This is a genomic window from Ureibacillus manganicus DSM 26584, from assembly GCF_000772945.1.
Taxonomy (GTDB): domain Bacteria; phylum Bacillota; class Bacilli; order Bacillales_A; family Planococcaceae; genus Ureibacillus; species Ureibacillus manganicus.
This window is the reverse complement of record NZ_JPVN01000002.1, coordinates 135,065-158,790: the sequence shown is the minus strand read 5'-3', so window position 1 is coordinate 158,790 and position 23,726 is coordinate 135,065. Positions and strand designations below refer to the sequence as shown.

22 protein-coding genes are annotated in these 23,726 nt (G+C 35.3%); 15 read left to right on the top strand and 7 right to left on the bottom strand.

Annotated elements, in window-relative coordinates; genetic code table 11:
* Positions 1-219: 219 nt before the first annotated feature.
* The 6 genes from CD29_RS02290 to CD29_RS02265 all read left to right on the top strand — a co-directional run bounded on the left by CD29_RS02290 (position 220) and on the right by CD29_RS02265 (position 5,196).
* The gene (locus tag CD29_RS02290; protein WP_036182406.1) at positions 220-897 is read left to right on the top strand and encodes a uracil-DNA glycosylase; all 678 of its coding nucleotides are present in this window, start codon (positions 220-222) and stop codon (positions 895-897) included.
* Positions 898-972: 75 nt separating this feature from the next.
* On the top strand, positions 973-1,146 hold the full coding sequence (locus CD29_RS20575; RefSeq protein ID WP_036182405.1) for a hypothetical protein: 174 nt from the start codon (positions 973-975) through the stop codon (positions 1,144-1,146).
* Complete coding sequence (locus CD29_RS02280; RefSeq protein ID WP_036182403.1) at positions 1,146-1,430, top strand: YwdI family protein; 285 nt, start codon at positions 1,146-1,148, stop codon at positions 1,428-1,430. Before CD29_RS20575 ends, CD29_RS02280 begins: the two co-directional genes overlap by 1 nt.
* A gap of 49 nt (positions 1,431-1,479) precedes the next feature.
* On the top strand, positions 1,480-1,860 hold the full coding sequence (locus CD29_RS02275; protein WP_036182401.1) for a DUF423 domain-containing protein: 381 nt from the start codon (positions 1,480-1,482) through the stop codon (positions 1,858-1,860).
* A gap of 387 nt (positions 1,861-2,247) precedes the next feature.
* On the top strand, positions 2,248-3,426 hold the full coding sequence (locus CD29_RS02270; protein WP_036182399.1) for an amidohydrolase: 1,179 nt from the start codon (positions 2,248-2,250) through the stop codon (positions 3,424-3,426).
* Positions 3,427-3,510: 84 nt separating this feature from the next.
* Complete coding sequence (locus tag CD29_RS02265) at positions 3,511-5,196, top strand: methyl-accepting chemotaxis protein (protein WP_036182397.1); 1,686 nt, start codon at positions 3,511-3,513, stop codon at positions 5,194-5,196.
* A gap of 53 nt (positions 5,197-5,249) precedes the next feature.
* Here CD29_RS02265 and CD29_RS02260 read toward each other — a convergent pair whose 3' ends face one another.
* Complete coding sequence (locus CD29_RS02260) at positions 5,250-5,708, bottom strand: spore coat protein GerQ (RefSeq protein ID WP_052123956.1); 459 nt, start codon at positions 5,706-5,708, stop codon at positions 5,250-5,252.
* A 430-nt stretch (positions 5,709-6,138) separates the two neighbouring features.
* On the opposite strand from CD29_RS02260, the gene CD29_RS20400 reads away from it, so the two are divergent.
* Positions 6,139-6,309: a hypothetical protein gene (locus tag CD29_RS20400; RefSeq protein ID WP_036182395.1), complete on the top strand. Its 171-nt coding sequence runs from the start codon at positions 6,139-6,141 to the stop codon at positions 6,307-6,309.
* Between the two features lie 76 nt (positions 6,310-6,385).
* On the opposite strand, the gene CD29_RS19875 is transcribed toward CD29_RS20400, so the two are convergent.
* A protein-coding gene (locus CD29_RS19875; RefSeq protein WP_088322079.1) for an IS3 family transposase occupies positions 6,386-7,740 on the bottom strand; the annotation gives its coding sequence in 2 pieces (ribosomal slippage) (positions 6,386-7,287 and positions 7,287-7,740; 1,356 coding nt in all).
* A 292-nt stretch (positions 7,741-8,032) separates the two neighbouring features.
* Entirely contained in the window at positions 8,033-8,788 is a 756-nt protein-coding gene (gene hemQ, locus CD29_RS02240) for a hydrogen peroxide-dependent heme synthase (protein WP_036182389.1), read from the bottom strand.
* Positions 8,789-8,989: 201 nt separating this feature from the next.
* On the opposite strand from hemQ, the gene CD29_RS02235 reads away from it, so the two are divergent.
* Positions 8,990-9,823, top strand: coding sequence for a lipoate--protein ligase family protein (locus CD29_RS02235; protein WP_036182387.1), 834 nt, complete (start codon positions 8,990-8,992; stop codon positions 9,821-9,823).
* Between the two features lie 21 nt (positions 9,824-9,844).
* On the opposite strand, the gene CD29_RS02230 is transcribed toward CD29_RS02235, so the two are convergent.
* Positions 9,845-10,525 carry an RsfA family transcriptional regulator gene (locus CD29_RS02230; RefSeq protein WP_036182386.1) on the bottom strand — a complete coding sequence of 227 codons (681 nt, stop codon included), beginning with the start codon at positions 10,523-10,525 and terminating at the stop codon, positions 9,845-9,847.
* Between the two features lie 256 nt (positions 10,526-10,781).
* Here CD29_RS02230 and CD29_RS02225 point away from each other — a divergent pair, with 256 nt between their 5' ends.
* Positions 10,782-11,009: a DUF1450 domain-containing protein gene (locus CD29_RS02225; protein ID WP_036182385.1), complete on the top strand. Its 228-nt coding sequence runs from the start codon at positions 10,782-10,784 to the stop codon at positions 11,007-11,009.
* Positions 11,010-11,221: 212 nt separating this feature from the next.
* Positions 11,222-12,472, top strand: coding sequence for an HD domain-containing protein (locus CD29_RS02220; RefSeq protein ID WP_052123955.1), 1,251 nt, complete (start codon positions 11,222-11,224; stop codon positions 12,470-12,472).
* A 97-nt stretch (positions 12,473-12,569) separates the two neighbouring features.
* On the opposite strand, the gene CD29_RS02215 is transcribed toward CD29_RS02220, so the two are convergent.
* A complete protein-coding gene (locus CD29_RS02215; protein WP_036182384.1) occupies positions 12,570-12,755 on the bottom strand; it encodes a 2-hydroxymuconate tautomerase in 186 nt (61 codons plus the stop codon).
* A 69-nt stretch (positions 12,756-12,824) separates the two neighbouring features.
* On the opposite strand from CD29_RS02215, the gene CD29_RS02210 reads away from it, so the two are divergent.
* Positions 12,825-13,343 (top strand): YwhD family protein, encoded by a 519-nt coding sequence (locus CD29_RS02210; protein ID WP_036182383.1) that lies wholly within the window; start codon positions 12,825-12,827, stop codon positions 13,341-13,343.
* Positions 13,344-13,681: 338 nt separating this feature from the next.
* Here CD29_RS02210 and CD29_RS02205 read toward each other — a convergent pair whose 3' ends face one another.
* Positions 13,682-15,733, bottom strand: coding sequence for a transglycosylase domain-containing protein (locus CD29_RS02205; protein WP_036182382.1), 2,052 nt, complete (start codon positions 15,731-15,733; stop codon positions 13,682-13,684).
* A 425-nt stretch (positions 15,734-16,158) separates the two neighbouring features.
* On the opposite strand from CD29_RS02205, the gene speB reads away from it, so the two are divergent.
* The 3 genes from speB to argS all read left to right on the top strand — a co-directional run bounded on the left by speB (position 16,159) and on the right by argS (position 19,509).
* Complete coding sequence (speB, locus tag CD29_RS02200; protein WP_036182380.1) at positions 16,159-17,031, top strand: agmatinase; 873 nt, start codon at positions 16,159-16,161, stop codon at positions 17,029-17,031.
* 373 nt (positions 17,032-17,404) lie between these two features.
* Positions 17,405-17,839, top strand: a complete 435-nt coding sequence (locus tag CD29_RS02195) for a DUF1934 domain-containing protein (protein ID WP_036182378.1) — start codon at positions 17,405-17,407, stop codon at positions 17,837-17,839.
* 2 nt (positions 17,840-17,841) lie between these two features.
* Positions 17,842-19,509 carry an arginine--tRNA ligase gene (gene argS / locus CD29_RS02190; protein WP_036182376.1) on the top strand — a complete coding sequence of 556 codons (1,668 nt, stop codon included), beginning with the start codon at positions 17,842-17,844 and terminating at the stop codon, positions 19,507-19,509.
* Between the two features lie 124 nt (positions 19,510-19,633).
* On the opposite strand, the gene CD29_RS02185 is transcribed toward argS, so the two are convergent.
* Positions 19,634-22,153: a hypothetical protein gene (locus CD29_RS02185; protein ID WP_036182375.1), complete on the bottom strand. Its 2,520-nt coding sequence runs from the start codon at positions 22,151-22,153 to the stop codon at positions 19,634-19,636.
* Positions 22,154-22,520: 367 nt separating this feature from the next.
* Here CD29_RS02185 and CD29_RS02180 point away from each other — a divergent pair, with 367 nt between their 5' ends.
* Positions 22,521-23,726: an acyl-CoA dehydrogenase family protein gene (locus CD29_RS02180; RefSeq protein WP_036182373.1), complete on the top strand. Its 1,206-nt coding sequence runs from the start codon at positions 22,521-22,523 to the stop codon at positions 23,724-23,726.

Below are 23,726 nucleotides of genomic sequence, written 5' to 3'. Positions count from 1 at the left end.
GTATATGTAGTTAATAGTATAGTAAAAATTTCTATTTAATGATATTAAAATGCAATTCAAATTGAAAAAGCAGCATGGAACTGTTAGATGTATAGCAACTGCACAAGAATGTTTCTCCTTTTAACATATACAACCTAATATATGAGGATATCTTCCGCACAAATTACATTGAAAATCATCGCCCAATCAAGTACCGTAAATAATATGAGGTGTTAATAGATGAAAAATGTGTTCAACAACGACTGGCAACAAATACTCGCTGAAGAATTTGACAAACCATATTACGAGCAACTAAGAAAGAAAGTTGCACAAGAATTTAAGATAGCTACAATTTATCCACAGTTAGAGGATGTCATGAATGCCTTCAATAGCGTTTCCTATAAAGATGTGAAAGTAGTAATATTAGGACAGGACCCATACCATGGACCGGGACAAGCCCACGGAATGAGTTTTTCTGTTAGAAAAGGAGTGCCCCATCCTCCGAGTCTCCGTAATATTTTTTTAGAATTGCACAATGACTTAGGGTGTTCTGCGCCAACAGATGGCTCTTTAATGAAATGGGCAGAGCAAGGAGTATTTTTACTTAATACGGTACTAACTGTTCGTAAAGGAGAAGCTAATTCCCATAAAGGTATAGGGTGGGAACTGTTTACCGATGTAGTAATTGAAAAACTTGCACAAAGACAAGACCCAATAATTTTTGTCCTATGGGGAAGGCCTGCTCAAACAAAGGAATCAATTATCCATAAACTTGGTTCACACCATGCAATTATTAAAGCACCACATCCAAGCCCATTAAGTGCCCATCGAGGTTTTTTTGGAAGCAAACCATTTTCAAAAATAAATGACCAGCTTAGACAGTGGGAGAAACAGCCTATCAACTGGTGTCTCAATTAATCTACATAGAGAATTTGAAAAAACAGTACAATTTTAATAGCACAATCTTTTGTTATAGAAAGAAAGGGAGTCACTTTGAGAATCAATTGTTTTCAATGTCAGTATTTTAAAGTTACATGGGATCAAAACAACCCAAGAGGCTGTGCTGCTTACGGATTTAAAACTAAAAAACTTCCTTCAGTAGTCGTAAAGCAATCCTCTGGTATGGATTGTTTGCATTTCAAACCAAAAAAGCAGGAGGGAAAATAATGATCACTTTTCAAACACTGTTACAAACAATCGAAAAACATACTAAACTAGCTCAAAATACAGAAAATGAACAAGAAATTCGCGAGCAATTCATAGCCATTCGGACAATTTGTGAACTCGCTCTAACGGAACAAGGTTCTAACATTTCTGTGACAAAGCAACAATTTGAACAACAAATTATCCCCCAAACAGTACAATTAAATAGCACAACACAAAGCTCATTGTCATCTAATCCACTGAAAGAACAAGATGGAGCAAATGGGAGCTCGTTATTTGATTTTTAATAGTTTGATTAGTTTGATAAAATAAATTTAAAGAAATTGAGGAATGACGATGAAAGGTTCAATTATATCAGGTAGTATTCACGGGTTTCTTGCAGTTGCACTTGGCGCATTTGGTGCTCATGCATTAAAGGCAGTCCTCGATGATTATGGAGTAGGAATTTGGGACACTGCAGTCCAATATCAAATGTTTCACGCAACAGCTATTCTAATTATTGGAGTCTTAATGAGTACAAGATTAATGGGAAATGTTGCTACATTAAAATGGGCTGCTATTTTAATGAACCTAGGAATTATAATTTTCGCAGGTAGTTTATACGTACTTGCAATTTCAGGGATAAAAATCTTAGGTGCAATCACACCGATTGGCGGGGTACTGTTCCTCACAGCATGGATTTTAGTAATAGTTTCTGTTTTAAAACATGCAAAATAAATGAATTAGGTTCCAAAAAAGAGGTTATCTAGAAAGCAAAAATTTCTAGATAACCTCTTTTATCTTTTCCATAATGAACCCAATTTGGAAAAAAATCATTCAATTCTCACAGAAAGTAAATAAAATAGAGTATCATAATATGGAAGTATAACTTTAAGAACTTATTTACTTCATTCAGCAGAGGTCTCCCACTTCTATAAGTGGTGTGATGAATGCAATCAGTTTATGCTTCAGTAAGGTTCATAATCCAACTGAATGAAGTAAAAGCCTCCGGCGGATGCCACAGATTTTTAGAGGTAATTATCGAGCGAGCTCGATAAAATCTGGGCGCAAATACGCCAAGGCGCATTTGAATAGATAGAAATATAACTAGAGGGGGGCTTTTATATGGAACATTTATTAACTACGTTAGATAAAGAGTTTGAAGAAATGGTGTCAATCAGACGCTTCTTACATGCGAATCCTGAACTTTCTTTTCAAGAGGTTCATACGCCTGCATATATTGCAAGCTATCATCGGGAACTTGGACTCGAGGTTCGCGAAGGAGTAGGTGGTAGAGGTGTGGTAGCTACTCTCCGTGGTGCAAGACCTGGTAAAACGGTTGCATTACGGGCAGATTTTGATGCGCTAGCTATACAAGAATTAAACGATATTCCATACAAATCAAAAGTAGATGGTGTCATGCATGCTTGTGGTCATGATGGCCATACAGCAACATTACTAGTTCTTGCAAAGGTATTAAATGATAAAAAGGATGAAATTGCGGGAAATATTGTCTTTATTCACCAATTTGCTGAAGAAGTTGCACCAGGTGGGGCTAAACCGATGATAGAAGACGGCTGCTTAGATGGCGTAGATGTAATCTTTGGTACACATTTATGGGCTCCTACACCTTTAGGTGAAATTTGGGTCCGAAACGGTCCGATTATGGCTGCCGCTGATCGATTTGAAATAACGATTCACGGGATGGGGGGACACGGTGCCGAACCACATCATTCCGTAGATGCCATACTAACTGCTTCCCAGTTTGTAACACAACTCCAATCAATAATTTCAAGAAGAGTAAATCCGTTAAAATCTGCGGTTATTTCAGTGGGACATTTTGAAGCCATTAATCCATTTAACGTGATTGCCGGTAAAGTTGAATTAAAAGGGACAGTTAGAACATTTGATGAAGATTTACGTACACTCATTGAAAATGAACTCGAATTACTGTTAAAAACTGTTTGTGAGGGTTCTCATGCAACCTATGAATATAAGTATGTGAGAGGATATCCACCAGTTGTTAATCATCCTAATGAAACAAAGTTTTTGTCTAATATATCTAGTCAAATTCATGAAGTGAAGCAGGTGATAGAATGCGATCCATTCATGATAGGAGAAGATTTTGCTTATTATCTTGAAAAGGTTCCGGGAACATTTTTCATCACAGGGGCAAAAGATCCATCTTGGGAAACAGCATATCCACATCACCACGCGCAGTTCAATTTTGACGAAAGAGCTATGCTGATAGCAGCAAAGACTTTAGGTTTAGCAGCATTAGAGTATTTGAATAACAGCAACTAAATACAAAACTAGTATGATAATCTTATGAGTAAATTACATGTATAATAGAGTATACATCTACGATAAAAGAGAAAGAGTGATTCTATGAGCATTGGGAAAAAACTCAATACAGCGTTTTATACATTTATTGCGCTAATATGTATTATTATTGGTGTTAATTTCTACAACTTAAATAATATTGAAAGTAAGTTAGAAGAAGCATTAGATGATAGAATTGTACAAATTCAATTAACGGAAGATATTCGATATTATGCTTCTATGTTAGGGCTAAATTTACGTCAAGTTATGTTAACAGGTTCTACAAAAGCCCAAGAAGAATTAAGATCTGATAGCGATAATTTAACTAACAAGCTTGTAGAACTAGATAGCTTATCCGATAGTGATACGATGAAAACCTACCTTTCACAAATCGAACAATATAAGAATGATTATGAAACAAATCTCAATCTAGTTTTATCAACTTATCGTAAAGGTCAAGTAGAAGAATCTAAAAGAATTATGTCTACAGACTTATCAGTCGCATTTGAAGGTTTAACAGAAACAATCGATCAAATACATGTCTATCAAAATGGACAACTCACACAAATAAATGAAGACTCAGATGCAGCCATGGTCAATTCAAAATCTACATCGATTGTCATTCTAATCATCAGTTTAATAATCAGTGTCTTCTTTGTTCTTTATGTAAGGAAGACTATTTCTCTACCACTGAAAAAATCTGTTGAAAATTTAGAAACAATTGCTTCTGGAGATTTAACTTTAGAGGATATAAAGCATCATTCAAAAGATGAAATTGGTCAACTTGCAAATTCATTTAACATGATGAAAAACAACTTGAAATCCCTTATTAACAGAGTTCAAGAAAATGCGGAACATCTTAGTGCAGCTTCAGAAGAACTGTCAGCTAGTACAGAAGAAATTACCGCAACAACTGAAGATATTACAGCTCGGGTAAGCGATACAGCAAAAAGCTCGGGAGTTAGTGCCAAGGCGGCCATTGATAGTGCTGTGGCAATGGATGAAACGGCTGCTGGAGTTTCGCGTATTGCAGAATCGACACAAAACTTACATTCAAGTTCTGTAGAAGCAAGTGAAACTGCAAAAAATGGTGGTGCTATTATACTTACCGCAAAACAACAAATGGATGAAATTAATCATTCAACCAACTTGGTGAATGACCTTGTGCAAAAACTAAGTCAACAAACAAATGAAATTGAAAAAATTTCGAGAGTCATTACCGAAATTACAGAACAAACCAATTTACTTGCGTTAAATGCGGCGATTGAGGCTGCACGGGCAGGCGAGCATGGTAAAGGCTTTGCGGTTGTAGCAGATGAGGTTCGTAAACTTGCAGAACAATCAAAAGAATCAGCTGGTCAAATCGTAGGCTTAACAGTAGAAATAAAAAAAGATACAGAAAATGTTACTCATGCAGTAACAAACTCCATCTCATGTGTAACAGATGGTGTGAATATTATTGGGAATGCAGGAGTAGCATTTTCAAATATCGTACAAGCAGTTGAAAAAATGAATGTTCAAATTGCAGAAATCTCCGCAACAGCAGAGCAAATTTCTGCAAGTGCTGAAGAAGTTTCAGCATCTGTTACCGAAATTTCAAACAGTTCGTCTAAATCATCAACAGATGTAGATATAATTGCAGCTGCCATTGAAGAACAAGCTGCAACAATGGAACAAGTAAATACCATTGCTGTCGATTTAAGTGATAAAGCGCTATCCTTAAAAACGGAAGTTCAACAATTTAAACTTTAAACAAAGAAACCCACTTCATTTACCAAAATTGGAAATGTAGTGGGTTTCTATTTTTACTGTCTTGGGTTTGAGTTAACAACTGAACCGCCACGTAAATAAGTAATTGGTTCTTCAAATCTTGCATAGTCAAAGTAAATCATTGGGAATAAGAAATAATGATCCGTTCCAAACTCGTGAATAACAGCATGGTCACGTCCTGCTTCTACAACAGCACCTCGAACTAGTATTGTATTACCAGCTTCTTCAGTTCCTGTAGCTGATGGAATTGTGAAGGAAAATACAGCTTCTTTTCCACGATTTAATCTAAGTATATTTTCGATGTAAGATTCTTCACCGCGAATTGCGGCAGCTGGAATGCCAGCTCCTCCTGCTGGTGTGAATAATGCTCCACCAGAGTATGTTGGAGGCATCATTTGTTGTGATTGAGTAGGTGATTGATTTTGGGATTGGAATTGTGTGTAGGGTGAATAGGGTTGTTGCTGATTGCTAGGGTTCCAATAATAATAAGCCAATCAAAAACATCCTTTCAATTTAAATTTTAATTCCAGGGGTAATTCCTGGACTTGGCGCTAAACCACAATGGGAATTATAGCACCCCATGATCTCCAATCGAATTGAGCGCTACAACTGCAGGTATGAAAACCGAAGTGAACATTAACAAATCTTTTGCCAATAAGGTTTATTCATTGCAAATATTTTCGATCATCCATACCTCCTCTAAACAATGTATGCATCTGTAATCATTTCAGAATAAAAAATGATAAAAATGTAGAAAATTGTATTACAATGGCAAGAATTTTAATCCAAGTAACAAAATGAGTAAGAATTTAATCAGTTCGTAAATATACTAGTAAAAAGGGTGTGTAAAATACTAGGAAATGTTTTCGGAATAACTAAAGAGTAAGAAGAGTGGATTATAACTTAACTTAAGGGGTTGGTAAAATGCAATTAGGACCTTGGATCGCTATTGTCATTAGTGCAGTAATCGCATTTATCGTTGGTTCCTTATATGATCAACCTTTGCATTGGTATTTGTTTATATTGATTATATTTATTGGATTTTTCATTAATACAATCATATTAATATTAAAGGCAAATGATGAAAGTAAATAACAGGCTAGGACATACGTGAAAAGGTACAATCCATTCAATTGAAGTGACCCCTAAAAGTTAGACACGGTTATTTCATTTAAGCAACTAGGATAAAATGAGTTCGGTATTGAACCGGACTCATTTTTAATTTTGCCTTCAAGCGTTTCGTGTTGTAATAATTTATATAGTTTTCAAGTTCCAATTTAAAATGTTCGACACTTTGAAATTCTTTTAAATAGAGGAATTCTGACTTCATGATACCGAAAAAATTCTCCATTACCGAGTTGTCGTAACAGTTTCCCTTACGGGACATACTTTGAACAATACCTCTTGATTCAAGGGCATGACGATATTGCTTCATTTGATAATGCCAGCCTTGATCAGAGTGCATCAGTAGCTTGTGTTCTTCTGGTAATCTCATTAAAGCCTTCTCTACCATTTCAGAAACTAAAGAATATGTAGGTCTTGAACCAATTGTATATGTAATAATTTCTCCGTTAAATAAATCTAAAATCGGTGATAAATACAGCTTTTCTCCAAATAACTTAAACTCCGTAATATCCGTTACCCACTTCTCATTTGGCGCTTCAGCTTTAAAATTGCGATTTAAAATATTCGGGGCAATTTTACCAACTGTTCCTTTATAAGATTTATACTTTTTCATTCGAACTAAGCACTTTAAGCCTAGGGCTTTCATGATACGTTGCACTTTCTTATGATTAACTTTTTTCCCACGATTCGCTAGCTCATCTCGAATGCGACGGTATCCATAACGGCCTTCGTGTTCGTTATAAATGGCTTGAATTTCAGCCTTTAACTCGGCATCTGGATCTGGTCGATTCATCTTTTTTACTAAATCGTAATATGAGCTACGTTTGATTCCTGCGAATGCCACAAGCGCCTTCACCGAGTATTTATGCCTTAATTCAAAGATGACTCTTACCTTGTCTTTTTTGGTGATATTTCCTTGTCTTGAACTAAGGCGTTCAACTTTTTTAAATACTCATTTTCCATTTCAAGTTGTTTGATGCGTGCTTGGAGTGCTTCAGATGAACCTTCTACTGGTGCTTGTTTTAGTTGTCTTTTCGTTTCTTTTTTCATGGATAGACGCCCCTTTTTCCTTGATTGAAGGGCATCAGGTCCTTTTGTTTCAAATTGTTTTTTCCAGCTATCAAGTGTAGAGGGAGTAGGTATGTTAAAGATAGCTGCTGTTTCACGTGAGGACGTACCGTGTTCAATCATGTAATTTAGTACGTCTAGTTTAAACTGTACAGTATAATTTGTATACCGTTTAATAAAAGCTTCTACACCATGATGTTCATATAGTCTCGCCCACTTTAGAATCGCTGCGTGATTAGTTCCCATTGATTCAGCGATTTCAGTTGAACTTTCTTTTCCATCTAAGTAGCGTAGAGCTGCTTGTAATTTTCCTTCAGATGTATATTTCGCCATAAAAAAGCTGCACCTCCATTGTTAGACGTGTCTAACAATTGGGGTGCAGTTCATTCAAATGGATTGTACCTTTTTGATATAGTGACGTTCGTTTCCGATGCATGCTTCGCTTTCCGCAGGGAAGCCATGAGCCTCCGGGAGCTAAAGCTCTCCGGGGTCTCATGACTGCTTCTACGTCCTGCAGGAGTCTTCGCATGCCTCTCCAACGAACGATTTTCTAAAATTAAGTTAGCAGATTTTTATTATAAATAGAACTGACTTTCTGTAAAATTTATCTTTTGTCCAGCCTCTTTTATTTAGATACAGATAAGAATTTTAGTAAACGTTCTTGATCAAGCAGGTTACCAACTAAAAACTCACCGAATTCTCCGTAACGTGCTGATACTTCATCAAAACGCATTTCATAAACGATTTTTTTGAATTGTAGCATATCGTCTGAGAATAAAGTAACGCCCCATTCATGATCATCTAAACCGACAGAGCCTGTAATAATTTGTTTTATTTTACCAGCATATGATCGCCCAATTAATCCGTGAGAATGCATTAATTTACGACGCTCATCCATAGAAAGCATATACCAGTTGTCATTACCTTCACGGCGCTTGTCCATTGGATAGAAGCAAACATATTTCGTGCTTGGTAGTTCTGGATATAGACGTGCACGAACATGTGGGTTTTGGTATGGATCTTCATTTGATTCTTTTGATAGATAGTTTGAAAGTTCTACTACTGAAACGTATGAATATGTTGGGACAGTAAAATCAGCAATCGCAAGTTTATTGAACTCTGCTTCAAGTTCTTGTAGTTCTTCTGGAGTTTCACGAAGAATCATTAACATAAAGTCAGCTTTTTGACCAAGAATAGAGTAAAAAGCATGGGAACCTGTTTTAGCCACATGTGCTTCGTTTATTTTTTCTAAGTATTGAAGAAATTCTTCTGTCGCTTTTGTACGTTCTTCTTCAGAAACTAATTTCCAAGAAGTCCAGTCAATTGCACGGAAATCGTGTAAACAGTACCAGCCGTCTAATGTAATAGCTGCTTCATTCATTGGTTGAACACTCCCTTAATTGATTAACATTATCAATTACAATATTAGCATAAAAACAAAAATTTTTCCTTGAAATGAATGCTTTAGAATGTTGAAATTCATGATTTCGTCACTAGTGTGCCCACTTTTCTTCAAAAACTAAAACGTGTATGCTTAAAAAGTGAAGCAAATGTTAAAATGGATATTTAGGAGTTTTTAATAATGAATCATTTACTAAATCAAAAAAGTTGGCGCTTTATCGATCAATCAATAGTTGCATTAAATCGAACACCATTAGAATCCTTCGCAATGGACGATACCCTTTGTCATTTAGTTGGTCAAGGTATGAGTGATCCAACCATTCGAACATGGGTGCATAATGAAACAATCGTCTTAGGCATTCAAGACCATAGATTACCATACGTTCAAGAAGGTATTAACTTTTTAGAACAACGTGGCTATCAAGCAATCGTACGTAACTCAGGTGGGTTAGCAGTTGTACTAGATTCAGGTGTATTAAATATTTCGTTAGTATTACCTGAAAAAGACAATGCCATTAGTATTAATGCTGGCTATGATGCAATGGTAGATTTAGTTAAATCACTATATCCAGAAATTCAAGATGATATAAAAGCCTATGAAATAGTTGGTTCATATTGTCCAGGCTCATATGATTTAAGTGTTGAAGGTAAGAAATTTGCAGGGATATCACAACGTCGAATTAGACAAGGGATCGCTGTGCAAATCTATCTTTGTATTGAAGGTAGTGGCAGTGAGAGGGCAGAGCTAATTAGAGAGTTTTATCAATTAAGTTTAAAAGGTGAGAAAACAAAATTCGTATATCCAGACATTAATCCAACTGTTATGGCAAGTTTAAGTGAGATATTGAATAGAGAGATAACAGTTTATGAAACTGTGTTAAACTTACAAAAACTTATAAAATTCAATGGTGATATGAAACTGCAAAATCTCAGTAGTGAAGAAACAGAATACTATTCATATTATTTAAATAGAGTATTCGAGAGAAATAAAAAAATGCTTAACTCAAATGACTAGAAAATAAAAGCACGGATGTGCTTAGTGAGACACATCCGCGTTTTCTTTTCCAATCTCGCTACTATTAGTAGCATAGTTGGCAACTAGGTTCCCGTTTTTCTCCATCTTAAATACGGGTGCAATACGTTGTTCATCTTCTTCTAATGTTACGAGTCTTCGAGCACGATTCATAATTTGTACAAATTGCTCATAATCTTCACGAATCGCACGGTTCTCTGACTCAAGTAAAGTAATCTTTTTCTCTAGCTCTTTCATTTTCTCTGTTGCTGCATTTGCAACTTGACGCCATTTAGTAGCTTCATTGTCAGAACCGCCGTTATGTTGCAAACGTAGTAAGTAAGCAATCACTATATCTAGATTAAGAGCTGAAAGAGGAATAGATTTTACTTCTTCAGTAGTCTGAGAGGCAGTAGTTGTAGTAGGTAGTAAATATACACCTTGGCTACGACGTCTACCGTTCATTCCTAATACTCTCATTCTCTCTTTTCGCTCTTTTTTTGCTTCTGCTAATTCTTTTTCATATAAACGACGGACAACGGCATTCCAACGAAAACCACATGCAGCTGCCGTACGATTTAGTGCATCTCCTGCTTCCTCAAAAGCATTTAATTGAGTACTACCTTCTTTAACGTGACGCAAAACCGCTTCAGCTAATAATTCATCGTTTTCTTTTAGCCAAGCATCTTGTCTAATTTTGACCATTGTTTAACCTCCTGTGATGTTAATAGTTTTATTTGTTCAATATGAATCATCGCCAAAATTTTAGAATAATATTCATAATTATTAACTTAATAGTAAAAAAAATGTGTTGATTTAATATATACATTCAGACCTTTGACGGAAATGTCTGCTTTTGCTTGAATGCTACATCTTTTTTAGTTTAAAATAGCTTTTAGACTCGTAATAATTAAACTAATGATTAAAAGAAAATATACAAATAGAAAGGGTTGTAGACAATATGGCAAACGAATTTAAAGTTTGCGATGAATGTCAGGCCGTTAATTTAAAAACGTTAATTCCAAAGTTAAAAGAACTAGATCCAGAAGCAACGATTGAAATAGGCTGTCATTCATATTGTGGACCAGGTCGTAAAAAAACATTTACATTTGTAAATGGAAGACCCCTTAATGCATTAACTGAAGATGAGTTAATGGAAAAAGTAAAAGTAAAGTTAAAAGGAAAATAATGATGAAGCTATCTCAAAATAGAGATAGCTTTTTATTTGCGGATAAGAAATTATAAGTTTTTAAGGAAATCCGCATAAGAAAAGACATCATCTCGACCTATTTGGTTCGAGATGTGTTTTTCTATTGTACAATGAAATCAGTAGAGTTTAATGTAAATTGTTTGAAACTCACATATAATAGAAAGTAAGATTGTGGGAGTGAGGTGTGAACAGTGAGTAATTACGCTAATTCTAAGTTAGTAGAAGAAAAAGTATTTAAGGATCCTGTGCACCGCTATGTTCATGTGCGCGATCAAGTGATTTGGGATTTAATTGGAACAAAGGAATTTCAACGTTTACGTCGTATTAAACAGCTAGGTACTGCCTATTTGGTATTTCATGGTGCAGAACACAGCCGTTTTAACCATTCCTTAGGTGTCTATGAAATAGTACGTCGAATTGTAGATGATGTGTTTCGTGGTCGTCCAGAGTGGGATGATAGTGAACGTTTAGTAGTACTTTGTGCGGCTTTACTTCATGATCTTGGCCATGGACCATTTTCCCATGCATTTGAAAATGTTTTTCATACAGATCACGAATATTATACAAGACAAATATTATTAGGAAACACAGAAGTCAACGCGATTTTGAGGAAAGTGTCTGGAGATTTTGCAGAAAGAGTTGCATTAGTTATTGAAAAAAATTACACAAATAATATCGTAGTCAGTCTTATTTCAAGTCAAATTGATGCAGATCGAATGGATTATTTACAACGTGATGCTTATTTTACAGGTGTAAGCTATGGTCATTTTGATATGGAAAGAATTTTAAGAGTAATACGTCCAAGACAAGGTCAAATTGTCTTTAAAGCGTCAGGAATGCATGCCATTGAAGATTATATTATGTCGAGATACCAAATGTATCTACAAATCTATTTTCACCCTGTCTCAAGAAGTGCTGAAGCCGTTCTCAATCATATTTTAAAGAGGGCCAAAAAGTTATATGAAGAAGGGTATCAGTTTAAGTTTGAGCCAGTTCATTTCCATGCGTTCTTTAACAATGTTGTTTCGCTAGAAGACTATTTAGCTCTTGATGAGAATATTTTACTTGCGTACTTCCAATTTTGGATGGGTGAAGAAGATGCCATATTAAAAGATTTATGTAGAAGATTTTTAAACCGAGATCTATTTGCCCATGTAGATTTAAATCCTGAAGAAGAACCGGAACGTTATGCGTGGTTAATTGAGCAGGTGAGAGCACAAGGCTTAGACCCAGAGTATTATGTGAAACCAGATTCAACATCAGATTTACCTTATGATTTTTATCGCCCTGGTGATAAATCAACGAAAAAACCAATCTACCTTGAAATGCCGAGCGGTGAAATAAGAGAACTATCCGAACAGTCTCATATTGTTTCAGCTATGGCAAATAATATTAAAGTAGATTATAAAGTGTATTATCCAAAGGAAATATTATTTATATAATTTAAAGCGAACCTACAAACTCTAAGCATAAGTTATGAGTTTGTAGGTTTTTGAGTTAAAAAAAGAGAACCCTCCGGGATTCTCTTTTAAATGGAGCTTATTTATCGCTAGCTCGTACACCAGCAGTTGCATAATGATTTTTAGACATTTCTTCAATCACAATAGTTACTGCTTCTGGTGGCGCATTTACAGTTTCTACAACGGCTTCAGTTACTCTTTCAACTAGAGCTTTCTTTTGTTCATCTGTACGACCTTCAATCATTTTTACAGTTACAATTGGCATGTTGCATCCTCCTTAGTGGATATAATTAGTGTATATTCATTATAATAGTTGTAGATGGAGGGATTTACAATGACTAGTGGAGAAAAACCAAAACAAAAAATAGGATTCACGATTATAAAAGACGACCCAATTGATGGACATAAAGGCTTTGGTATTGGATCTTTGTCTTTAGAAAATGTAACACCATTATTTATCGATATTGAGGAAAAAAGTGCATTTATTGATATTGGAGCAATGCATGCGAAAAGTGCAGTAGAAAAGGGAATTAAATTCACAACAGATCGCGCTGATTCAGAAGGTGGTAAACCTTATTGGCTTGTGTGGGTAACCATTGATTTTAAAGAAGATGGCCCTTATTATGCTGGTGTGACAGCATGCGAAATGGTAGTTAACCGTGAAAAGAGGCGCGGGTATAAGATTTTAGCTGACCATGTAAATAGAATGGATAAATCCTTAAAGCGAAAAATTATGGTTGATTATATGGATGATGCATCTAAAGAAGTATTAGTCGATTTCTTACAAACTCATAATAAAGAAATGTGGGAACGAAGTGATGGACAGCTAAAAGTGGATTTAAATTCCAATTAATGAAATTATTTTACAATAATTCGCTAACTGTTGTAAGCGCTTTTGTCAATGATAATGGAATGGATTGCATTGTATTTATGAACAAAGTGTGACAGTTGAGGTTACCAATTAATCCTTTATTGAAACTACTGGTGAAAAAAGGTACATTAACATTATAGTTCAAATAATGAGCTAGGACACAGTGGCAATAGAAGGCTATGAAAACTATGCGGCATTTGTAACATTCCCAAGCCGAATGCCCCATAATTTTCATGCTTTCGAAGGCCCAAAAAAGCTCTCTCTTGTATTGGAAAGTATTATTTCCATATAAGAGAGAGCTTTTTTAAATTATTTACCGTTTAGAAACCAAAAATATCTGTAAAGCCTTCTATATCAAATAAGTTAAAGAATTGATTCCAATCGTCATTTTCAAAGAGTGAACATTTTTCTGTAGGTACATCTTCTGTTTTTACATAGACAAGACGTTGTTTTGGACATGCATCTGTAGCAATCTTTCCTGATTCAATGTCCACTACGACACTTTCAACCCCACTTGGAACTTTAAACGATTCGTTTTCAGTACCTTTATGAATTGCCTCCATAAATTCAATCCAAATTAGTTTTGTTGCACCTTTATCTTCTGAATTAGTTAATGTTTTCCCTTGGTCATATCCATTCCATACACCAGCAGTCAAACTTGGAGTATAACCAATTAACCAGTTATCACTAACTGTTGAGCCTGATTTTGCCGCATAAGTATGCGTCATACGAGCTCTTAAGGATACTCCTGTCGCAGGTGAGTAGTCATTGAATACTGGGTCAAATATCCCAGTCATTAACTGAGTCATTATAAAAGCATCCTGTTCAGATACTACTTGTTCTGCTGCAGGTGGACTATATTCGTATATAACTTCGCCCTTAGCATTGTGAATTGAAATGATTGTTGTTGGGTTACGTTTTTGACCATATGCTGCAATCATATTATAAGCATTCGTCATATCATATAAAGATGTTTCAATTGTTCCTAGAGCAGCTGATGGGTTATCACCTGATGAATAGGATAAATTAAAACGCTTAAGCATATCTCGGAAATCATTATGGCCAATTTCTTGTAACGTTTTTACCGCATAAATGTTATCTGAAATAGCAATCGCTTGTGCTAGAGACATAGCGCTATCAGCAAATTGCCCATTGACGTTTTTTGGTTGATATGTGGACCTGCCATCGTCATAAGTAAAAATCGTTTCGCTAACATCTAAATAAGTTAAAGGTGAAAAATCATTTTCTAATGCAGCGGTATAGAGAATAGGCTTAATTGTTGAACCGGGTTGTCTTGCTGCTTGTGTTACACGGTTAAACGAACTAGATCGGTAGTCTCGTCCACCAACCAATGCTGTCACAAATCCATTTTCTACATCCATGCTCACAAAACCAACTTGTAATTCGTTCTCTGGCATATTTTTCTCAATGGCAGCTTCTGCGGCTTGTTGATGTGCCTGATTCAGTGTTGTTCGAATTGTCCAACCGCCTTCTCGAATATTTAACCCTTTTTGTTCTAGGATTTGTGTAACTTCTTGCCAAACTGTATCTAAAAAGTATGGCGCAATCTTATGAGAAGCAATCCACTCATCATTTTTTAATACAATCTGTTGAGAAAGTGCACGCTCTTTTTCTGTTACACTAATCATTTGTTGATCTTCCATTAAACTTAAGATTAGTTTTTGACGGTTTGATGCCTTTTCAAAATTATTTAATGGCGAATAAATGCTAGGACCTTTTGGAATACCTGCTAACATAGCAGCCTCGGCTAAAGTTAACTCACTTGCGGATTTACTAAAGTAATACTGACTGGCTGCTTCAACCCCATACATACCATGTCCGTAGTTGACAGTATTTAAATAGCCTTCAAGGATTTCGTCTTTTGAATAGAAAATTTCTAATCGATAAGCATAGAGCGCCTCATTAATTTTTCGCGACCAATTTTTATCTAGTGTTAAGTAAAGGTTACGTGCTAGTTGTTGTGTAAGTGTACTTGCACCTTCCGCCATACTTTGAGTTTTTATATCAATAAGAATGGCACTAGCAATTCGAGAAAAATCGAATCCATTATGTGAATAAAAATCCTTATCTTCAACAGCAATAGTTGCATCTAGTAAATATGGTGATATTTCTTCAAGCTCGATCCAATATCGTCTTTCCTCGGTATAATAATCACCAATTTTATTTCCATTATTGTCTAAAAACACTGATGCTTTAGGTATGATTAGTGGAGGTGCTCCTGCAATTTGGGCGTAAATACGTAATGACAAAAGCCCTACAGCCATGGCACAAACAAACCCGACAACTGTTAAAACTGCAATCTTTAACCATTTTTGTCGTCTCTTTTTACGAAAATAGCTTCGTCTTTTCAACCATATTCACCCCATTCTTTCCAATTTACTATAGTATAGACGTGAAATGTTTCGTTTAATCTGTTCTTTTTTGAAAAAAGTATTGCACTATGACAGAAAAGCTCTATACTTTTTTGATGGATAATAGTTTCATGTTATTAGTGTTTTAGGTAAAGATTACAAATGTGACCGTCTTAAAGAAATAATGGTAACTTTGTATACAATTTAATACGAATATGATTAAAAAAAGTTTCAAAGCAAGATTTATTCATAATTTTCGGCAAATTTTTTTAGTGGAGATAGTTTTCACTAATATAGAAGCGTTGAAAAATGGGAAGATTAGCATTGGTAGATAGGTTAGAGTGCATTTTTAAATGTGAGCTTTATTAAAAAGTTATTTGTTGTAGATTATATTCAATTAAAAACTTATTAGCAGGTGATGAAAAATGAGATTTGATGAAACATATTCAGGAAATGTATTTATTAAAAGTCATCCAAATTACGAGGAATCAAAAGCAGTTCTTTACGGGATGCCAATGGACTGGACAGTAAGCTATCGTCCAGGTTCACGTTTTGGTCCTGGCCGTATCCGTGAAGTATCAATCGGATTAGAGGAATATAGCTTATATTTAGACCGTGAATTAGATGATGTGAAATTCTTTGATGCGGGTGATATTCCACTTCCATTCGGAAATCCAGAAAAATCACTAAAGGAAATAAAAGATTTCGTGAGAAAAGTATTAGCGGATGGAAAAGTTCCGATTGGAATGGGAGGAGAGCACTTAGTTTCTCTACCAGTTATGGAAGCTGTTTATGAAAAATATAATGACTTAGCCGTTATTCACTTTGATGCTCATACAGATTTACGTACAGATTATGAAGGTGAACCATACTCACATGCAACACCAATCCGTAAAATCGCTGAACACATTGGGCCAAATAATGTGTATTCGTTTGGTATCCGTTCAGGGTTAAAAGAAGAATTTGAATGGGCAAAAGAAAATGGTATGCACATTTCACCATTTGAAGTGTTAGAACCGTTAAAAGAGGTATTACCAACACTATCTGGCCGAAATGTTTATGTCACAATTGATATTGACGTACTTGATCCAGCACATGCTCCGGGAACAGGTACTGTAGATGCTGGTGGGATTACTTCTAAAGAATTATTAGCATCAATTCATGCAATTGCTGGTAGTGGTGTAAATGTCGTAGGATTTGACTTAGTTGAAGTTGCACCAATTTATGATCATTCAGAGATGACTGCAAATGCAGCTGCCAAGTTTATTCGTGAAATGATATTAGGTTGGGTAAAGTAATAACTTAAAGCATAAAAAATCATCTATTCTGCACCGAAAGAGAAGCGACAGGTGCAAATGCAGCTGCCAAGTTTATTCGTGAAATGAATTTAGGTTGGATAAAATAATAGAAAATCTGCACGGGGCTGAATCTGCCTCGTGCTTTTTTTAGTGGTAGTGCGATATTGTCAAAAAGGTTGGCGATACTGACACAAAAGAGGCTGATATTTTCACAAAAGAGGCTGAAATTTTCACAAAAGAGGTCCCTAATAACAGCAAAGAATGATGAATTAACAAAACTATCTAAAAATTCGAGTTGCCAAGTTACTTCTTGATTAATATCATTCAATCGTCCTATAATAAAAAGGTTATAAAAGGAAGGAAGTGACCACATATGAGCAATGTTGAAAAACAAGTAAAAATTAAACTTAAATCAACAATAGTTCCAGAGGGCGGAGAAAGCGAATCATATGAGCTTTGGTTACAAGGATCCTTTATTCAAAAAACAGATAAAATGTATTTACGTTATGAAGAAGTGTTAGATGGACAGCGTATTCGTACAACAGTAAGGATGAATACGGAAAATGCTCTTATCTTACGAAGTGGTGGCGTGAACATGAGGCTTCCATTGAATTTGGATCAACAAGAAAACGGACATTATGAAACGCAGTACGGTACACTACCAATACTAACAAATACAAAATCATTAACTCATAAAAATAATGAAGAAGCCTCTATAAAAGGAAGGTTTCATGTAACCTATGATTTAATGGTTGGTGGCCAAGCCGTTGGAGAATATAATTTAGAGATAAAATATTCGGAGGGATAAGCATGAACGCAGTAGAACAATTACAACAATCGATTAAAAATGCGTTAGCACAAGCTGTAACAAAAGCTGGCTTAATTGATAATGCGACTGAACTTAACATTCATTTAGAAACACCAAAAGATAAAGCAAATGGTGACTATGCAACAAACCTTGCTATGCAATTAACGAAACTAGCAAAAAAGCCGCCTCGTGCTATTGCAGAAAGCATACTAGAGAATCTTGAAACAGAAGGAACAGACATTGAAAAACTAGAAATTGCTGGACCTGGATTTATTAATATAACTGTACGTAAAGACTTCTTAGCACAAGTTATTAAAGCTGTAATAGATCAAGGCGAAAACTACGGGCGTTCAACAGCTGGTGGCGGTGAAAAAGTTCAGGTTGAGTTTGTATCGGCGAACCCAACAGGAGATCTTCACCTAGGTCATGCTCGTGGAGCGGCATTTGGAGATTCATTATGTAATGTTTTAGATTTTGCGGGCTATGCTGTATCTCGTGAATATTACATTAACGATGCGGGTAATCAAATCAATAACCTTGCGTATTCTTTAGAAGCACGCTATAAACAAGCACTAGGAATGGAAGCAGAAATGCCGGAAGATGGTTACCACGGCCAAGATATCATTGATATTGCAGGTAAAATTGTAGAGCAATACGGTAACTCCATTTTAGAAAAATCTGATGAAGAACGTTTTAATTTCTTCCGTGAAAACGGCTTAAAACTTGAGTTAGATAAATTAAAAAATGACTTAGCAAACTTCCGTGTAAACTTTGATGTTTGGTACTCAGAAACTTCTTTATACCAAAATGGAAAAATTGATGTTGCTTTAGATAAATTGAAGGCAAATGGTCATGTGTTTGAAGAAGAAGGTGCAACATGGTTCCGTTCCACAACGTTCGGTGACGATAAGGACCGTGTATTAAAAAAATCAGATGGTTCTTTCACATACTTAACACCAGATATCGCATACCACGAAGATAAAATTCAACGTGGCTTTGATAAATTAATCAACATCTGGGGTGCTGACCACCATGGTTACATACCTCGTATGAAAGCGGCAATTCAAGCACTTGGTTATGACCGTGAAAAATTAGAAGTAGAAGTCATTCAAATGGTTCAGCTATATAAAAATGGTGAGAAGTACAAAATGAGTAAGCGTACAGGGAACGCAGTAACAATGCGTGATCTTGTAGAAGAAGTTGGATTAGATGCTGTTCGATACTACTTTGTGAAAACTGCATGTGATTCGCACATGGACTTCGATTTAGACTTAGCTGTATCACAATCGAATGAAAATCCAGTTTACTATGCACAATATGCTCATGCTCGTATTAGTTCGATTTTACGATCAGCCCAAGAACAAGGCTTTGCAGCATCACTAGAGAACTTAAATTTACTAACTGCTGAAAAAGAAGAAGAAGTATTAAAGAAAGTTGGTTCATTCCCACAAGTTGTGGCAGACGCAGCAAAACACCGCACACCGCATAGAGTGGCGAACTACATCCAAGAACTAGCAGCAAGCTTCCACAGCTTCTACAATGCAGAAAAAGTATTAAACCCTGAAAATAAAGAGTTAACAGAAGCTCGTTTAGCTCTAATAAACGCTGTTCGCGTTACACTTGCTAATGCATTACAACTAATCGGAGTTAGTGCTCCAGAGAAAATGTAAAAAGATCAATTTAAACTTTCCTGTAAAGGGCATTACTTAAAAAATAGCTCCCTATTAGGTAGATGAAAAAATCATCATGCCTCGTAGGGAGCTTTTTCGTTCCAAAATATGAGTTAACACATTATTAGTGAGAATTACTCATGCTCAACTCCAATAACTTCATTTTAATTTGGGTAACGCCATCACGCTCTGCATAAATTACTTTGTTTTCAGGGAACTCATCTTTGATAGCATACATATTCCCATGGGACAGTCTTTCTAGACATACAACAATGAAGTCTTTATCTTTTGCATTTTGTTTAATTTTTGCTATTGGACCAAAGCCGTCAACAGTTGTTACATCATAGCCATTACGGCCAAGTTGTTGTTTATAGTTTTCAGAAAGAGCAATATTTCCAACAATTAATATCGGTGTTAAATCTTTTGGAGTAGAGTACGTAAACACTGTTTGTGATTTTTGTACCGGTCTTCTTGCCAATCTTTGTTCCAATGTTTCTTCCTCTGAAATTTGTTTATTATCTATCACATCTAGAAACGAATGATGTTCATCTATAATAATTACATCATCTACTTGTGGTTCATAGCTATCAGAAATATTTTTAATAATTACTATTTCACGATTTGCTTTCTTTGCAAAGCAATCTCCATCAATCTCGTAAATTGTAGCGAATTGCGTATGTTTATAATATTTTGATAGTTTATAAAATAGTGGATTACGAAAAGTACGAATCATTCTATTTTCTATGGCTGTTACTAAACTATTTTCATATAAACCATCCTCATTCTGTTCAAACACAATGTATTTTTCCTCATTTGTAAATACGTTTTCAACAATTGCACCATTTGCTACTAATTTCTGAATGAAATAAGGTGTATGGCCTTTCAACTTCATAGATTCATCAAAATAATCTAAAGTCATCCGCTTTTGCTTATAAAACCTTACAAGCTCTAACTGGGATGTAACTGATATTATTTGTCCATCTATTAATGTAATGTTTTGATCGTGAGTTACTTGTTCAAGTATTCCATTCACGTTCACATGAGGTTTTCCATCTGAAAATTTTACTGTACAGAAAAACCGAATGTTATGGTCGATTGGAGATTCGTCAAAAAAATTGTTATACACCTGCACAAACTCGTAATCTTTCGTTACTTGTACGAATTGCCCCTCACCTAAATATATATTTTCTGGTATTGCAATTATTTTATGTTTATCTCCATTTGGTAGGTTTAGATAATGCCCGTTAGAAGTAATTGTACAGTAACCGAATAAGTTTGTAGGTAACTCGCTCTTAGGCCTTTTTGCATTTTTCTCATCACAAGCAATTAAAAACATTTCAAAAAATTGCTTTATATTAGCTTCATCTTCATCCGAAACATTTTGAATTATTTTATGACCAATCTCTAGCCAATCTGTAACTGTTTCTACTTTTGGTATAGCAGCGGCTTTTAGTAAAGGTTGTAATTTCCTCTGTAGTTGACTATTTTCATTTTTTAGATGATCAATTTGGGCATCCCTCGCAAAAACTTTACGTTCACTTTCAGATGTTAACGATTGAATTTGTATTAATAGTTGGTCACGCTCGGCGGTCAGCTTTTTTACACTGTCTTCAAGATGTATATCTTTTACAATCGTTGTAGTTGCCGACTGTTTAGATTCTTTCAATTGTTCCTTTAGCTCGTTTAATTTAGTTTTTTGTTCGTTGAATTTTTCCTTCTGTTTTTCTAACTTCACATTGTTCTCATCATTCTTTTTCTTTAATGTTTGTATGGTTGTTTTATCTTTTTTTGCATTAGATTTTAAGTGTTCTGTGTAGCAAAGATATAAAACATGAATAAATTTATTTGATGTTATAGAACGTTGATTTTCAATTATTAATTCAAAATCCTTATCTTCTAAACTGCCTGAAATATCAAATAAGAATCTCCGTAATTGACTATAAAGAATAACACTTTCTAACATTGAAGTTAGAGGGGCAGTGTTTTTCATAAATATTTTAACAAATGTTGTTTCGTTAGTTAGTAAAGCTAAAAGTAGCTGAATGTGTGGATAGTCTTGGAAATCTTCATTGTACTTGCAGTTTAATTTTAACGGATCTAGGCGCATTTTTAATCGGAATTCTAAAACGCGAATGACCATTAATGATTGCGGTGAAATAGTATAGGTTTCCTCATTTTGTTGGAATACAATTTTATCTTTTAGTAGTCGCTCTTTTGTAAAAGGTACTAGCTCTTGTTCATAACCTTCAAAGGTAAAAAAATAAGAACTTTGAAGGTATTTGTAAGTAGAGTAGTCAAAAAAGTTAGATAATTCAAAAGTTAACTCACTACTCTTAATCTTAGAGTAGAATTGTGTGACCTTTGCAAGTAGATCTTGCTGTTGGGAGATTGAACTCTTTTTATAAAGAACCGCAAAATTTTTCACTAACGCTTCGAACTTTTTCTGGTCATTTAATGTTGTGAAAAAATCTTCGTGTTGTTCCTCAAACAGATCTATAAAGTGAGAGAAAATGGCGAGTTCGACAGTTGATAATTCTTTAAACAAGAGGTCATATTCAATGTCAAACTGAAAAAATGAGACGCCTTCAGCTATTGAAATTCCTTCAATTTTTTTTGTTGGATACATATAAGTAAATTCTGTCATTTTCAAAAACCCCTTTTATAATTGTTGGTACTGTTTTACTAGATAAAAGAAAAATGTATAGGGAAATAAGTTCCCCTTAAAGAAGCAGAGAATCTATTAAATTATACCATTTACATATACAAATGGTATAAAGGTCCCTAAAGTTACATTGCAATACTTAGAAAGTAAATTTTTTCTGCAAATAGTTAATATTTCAGCGTTATATGCTTATTTTTACAATTCCTACAAGAAAACTCAGAATTACCTATTGACGAAAGAATAAACTGGAAGTAAAATCAATTTTAACATTTAACCGACTTAACTAAGTGGTGAAGTAGGGATTAACCTATAAAAGTAGTTTGATTAACTAGGGGGGGCTTAGATCTGTATGAAAGATCTATTTATAAAAACAGAACAACAAAAACTTTGGATTGATAAGCTTTCGACTTTAGAACAAACGTTTAAGAAGAATGCTAGACAAATCGATGAAGACTCAAGTTTTCCACGAGAGCACATACAAGCATTACGGGATATTGGCTACACAAAATTAACATTGCCAAAAGAACTTGGGGGAGAAGGATTTAATGTATATGAGGCAATCGCATTACAAGAAACACTAGGTAGCTATGACGGAAGTACAGCACTTGCCACTACTTGGACACTTCTAACGGTGGGTGAGCTATTTGAAAATAAATACTGGGAACCGGCGAAATTAGAATCCTTTGCAAAGGCAGTTAAACAGGGAGCAATTATTAATCGTGCGGTTAGTGAAGTTGCAACGGGCAGTCCTATAAGAGGCGGGCGTCCTGGAACGCAAGCTGTACGCGAAGGACAAAAGTGGGTTATCAATGGTCGTAAAAGCTACACAACGGGCTCACCAGAGTTAGATTATTTCCTCACATCTGCGTGGATTGAAGAAAAAGAGAAAGTAGGATTTTTCTTAATTCACAAAGATACACCTGGTTTATCGATAGACGAGACTTGGGATGTGGTTTCGATGCGTGGAACAGGTAGTCATGATTTAGTACTTGAAAATGTGGTAGTAGATGAGTTCGATTTAGTTGAACTGCCTAATTATAATACAGGTTTTAAATTAAACGGTTGGTTATTATTAGTTCCTGCCACCTATTTAGGGATTGCACAGGCTGCACGTGACTATGCGTTAAGGTTTGCCAATACTCATTCACCAAATAGTATTCAAGGAACGATTGGGAGTTTACCAAACGTTCAAAGTTTACTAGGCGAAATTGAATTAGAACTTTCAACTGCAAGATTCTCATTATATGGTGCAGCACAAACTTATGTTGAGTTAAAACGAAAAGAAAACGATGGCCACGAATTATCGGAAGATGAAGGAACGATGATTGTGAACGCTGTAAATACTGCTAAGCATGTTGTCACAAATGCAGCGATTAATGTGGTCGACAAAGCAATGCGAGTGGTGGGAGCGAAAAGTTTACAAAGACAAAACCCATTACAACGTTATTATCGAGATGTTCGTGCTGGACTTCATAACCCGCCGATGGATGATTTAACGATAAAAAAGTTAGCGGAATTTGCATTAAAACAAGATGAAAACAAAGGGGATCAATAA

Excerpts from the sequence above, each read along its gene's own strand:
- speB (WP_036182380.1), top strand. The coding sequence starts at position 16,159 with ATGAGATTTGATGAAACATATTCAGGAAATGTATTTATTAAAAGTCAT.
- CD29_RS02280 (WP_036182403.1), top strand. The coding sequence starts at position 1,146 with ATGATCACTTTTCAAACACTGTTACAAACAATCGAAAAACATACTAAA.
- CD29_RS02235 (WP_036182387.1), top strand. The coding sequence starts at position 8,990 with ATGAATCATTTACTAAATCAAAAAAGTTGGCGCTTTATCGATCAATCA.
- CD29_RS02185 (WP_036182375.1), bottom strand. The coding sequence starts at position 22,153 with ATGACAGAATTTACTTATATGTATCCAACAAAAAAAATTGAAGGAATT.
- CD29_RS02265 (WP_036182397.1), top strand. The coding sequence starts at position 3,511 with ATGAGCATTGGGAAAAAACTCAATACAGCGTTTTATACATTTATTGCG.
- CD29_RS02230 (WP_036182386.1), bottom strand. The coding sequence starts at position 10,525 with ATGGTCAAAATTAGACAAGATGCTTGGCTAAAAGAAAACGATGAATTA.
- CD29_RS02210 (WP_036182383.1), top strand. The coding sequence starts at position 12,825 with ATGACTAGTGGAGAAAAACCAAAACAAAAAATAGGATTCACGATTATA.
- CD29_RS02225 (WP_036182385.1), top strand. The coding sequence starts at position 10,782 with ATGGCAAACGAATTTAAAGTTTGCGATGAATGTCAGGCCGTTAATTTA.
- hemQ (WP_036182389.1), bottom strand. The coding sequence starts at position 8,788 with ATGAATGAAGCAGCTATTACATTAGACGGCTGGTACTGTTTACACGAT.
- CD29_RS02270 (WP_036182399.1), top strand. The coding sequence starts at position 2,248 with ATGGAACATTTATTAACTACGTTAGATAAAGAGTTTGAAGAAATGGTG.
- CD29_RS02215 (WP_036182384.1), bottom strand. The coding sequence starts at position 12,755 with ATGCCAATTGTAACTGTAAAAATGATTGAAGGTCGTACAGATGAACAA.
- argS (WP_036182376.1), top strand. The coding sequence starts at position 17,842 with ATGAACGCAGTAGAACAATTACAACAATCGATTAAAAATGCGTTAGCA.
- CD29_RS02180 (WP_036182373.1), top strand. The coding sequence starts at position 22,521 with ATGAAAGATCTATTTATAAAAACAGAACAACAAAAACTTTGGATTGAT.
- CD29_RS02195 (WP_036182378.1), top strand. The coding sequence starts at position 17,405 with ATGAGCAATGTTGAAAAACAAGTAAAAATTAAACTTAAATCAACAATA.
- CD29_RS02290 (WP_036182406.1), top strand. The coding sequence starts at position 220 with ATGAAAAATGTGTTCAACAACGACTGGCAACAAATACTCGCTGAAGAA.
- CD29_RS20400 (WP_036182395.1), top strand. The coding sequence starts at position 6,139 with ATGCAATTAGGACCTTGGATCGCTATTGTCATTAGTGCAGTAATCGCA.
- CD29_RS02275 (WP_036182401.1), top strand. The coding sequence starts at position 1,480 with ATGAAAGGTTCAATTATATCAGGTAGTATTCACGGGTTTCTTGCAGTT.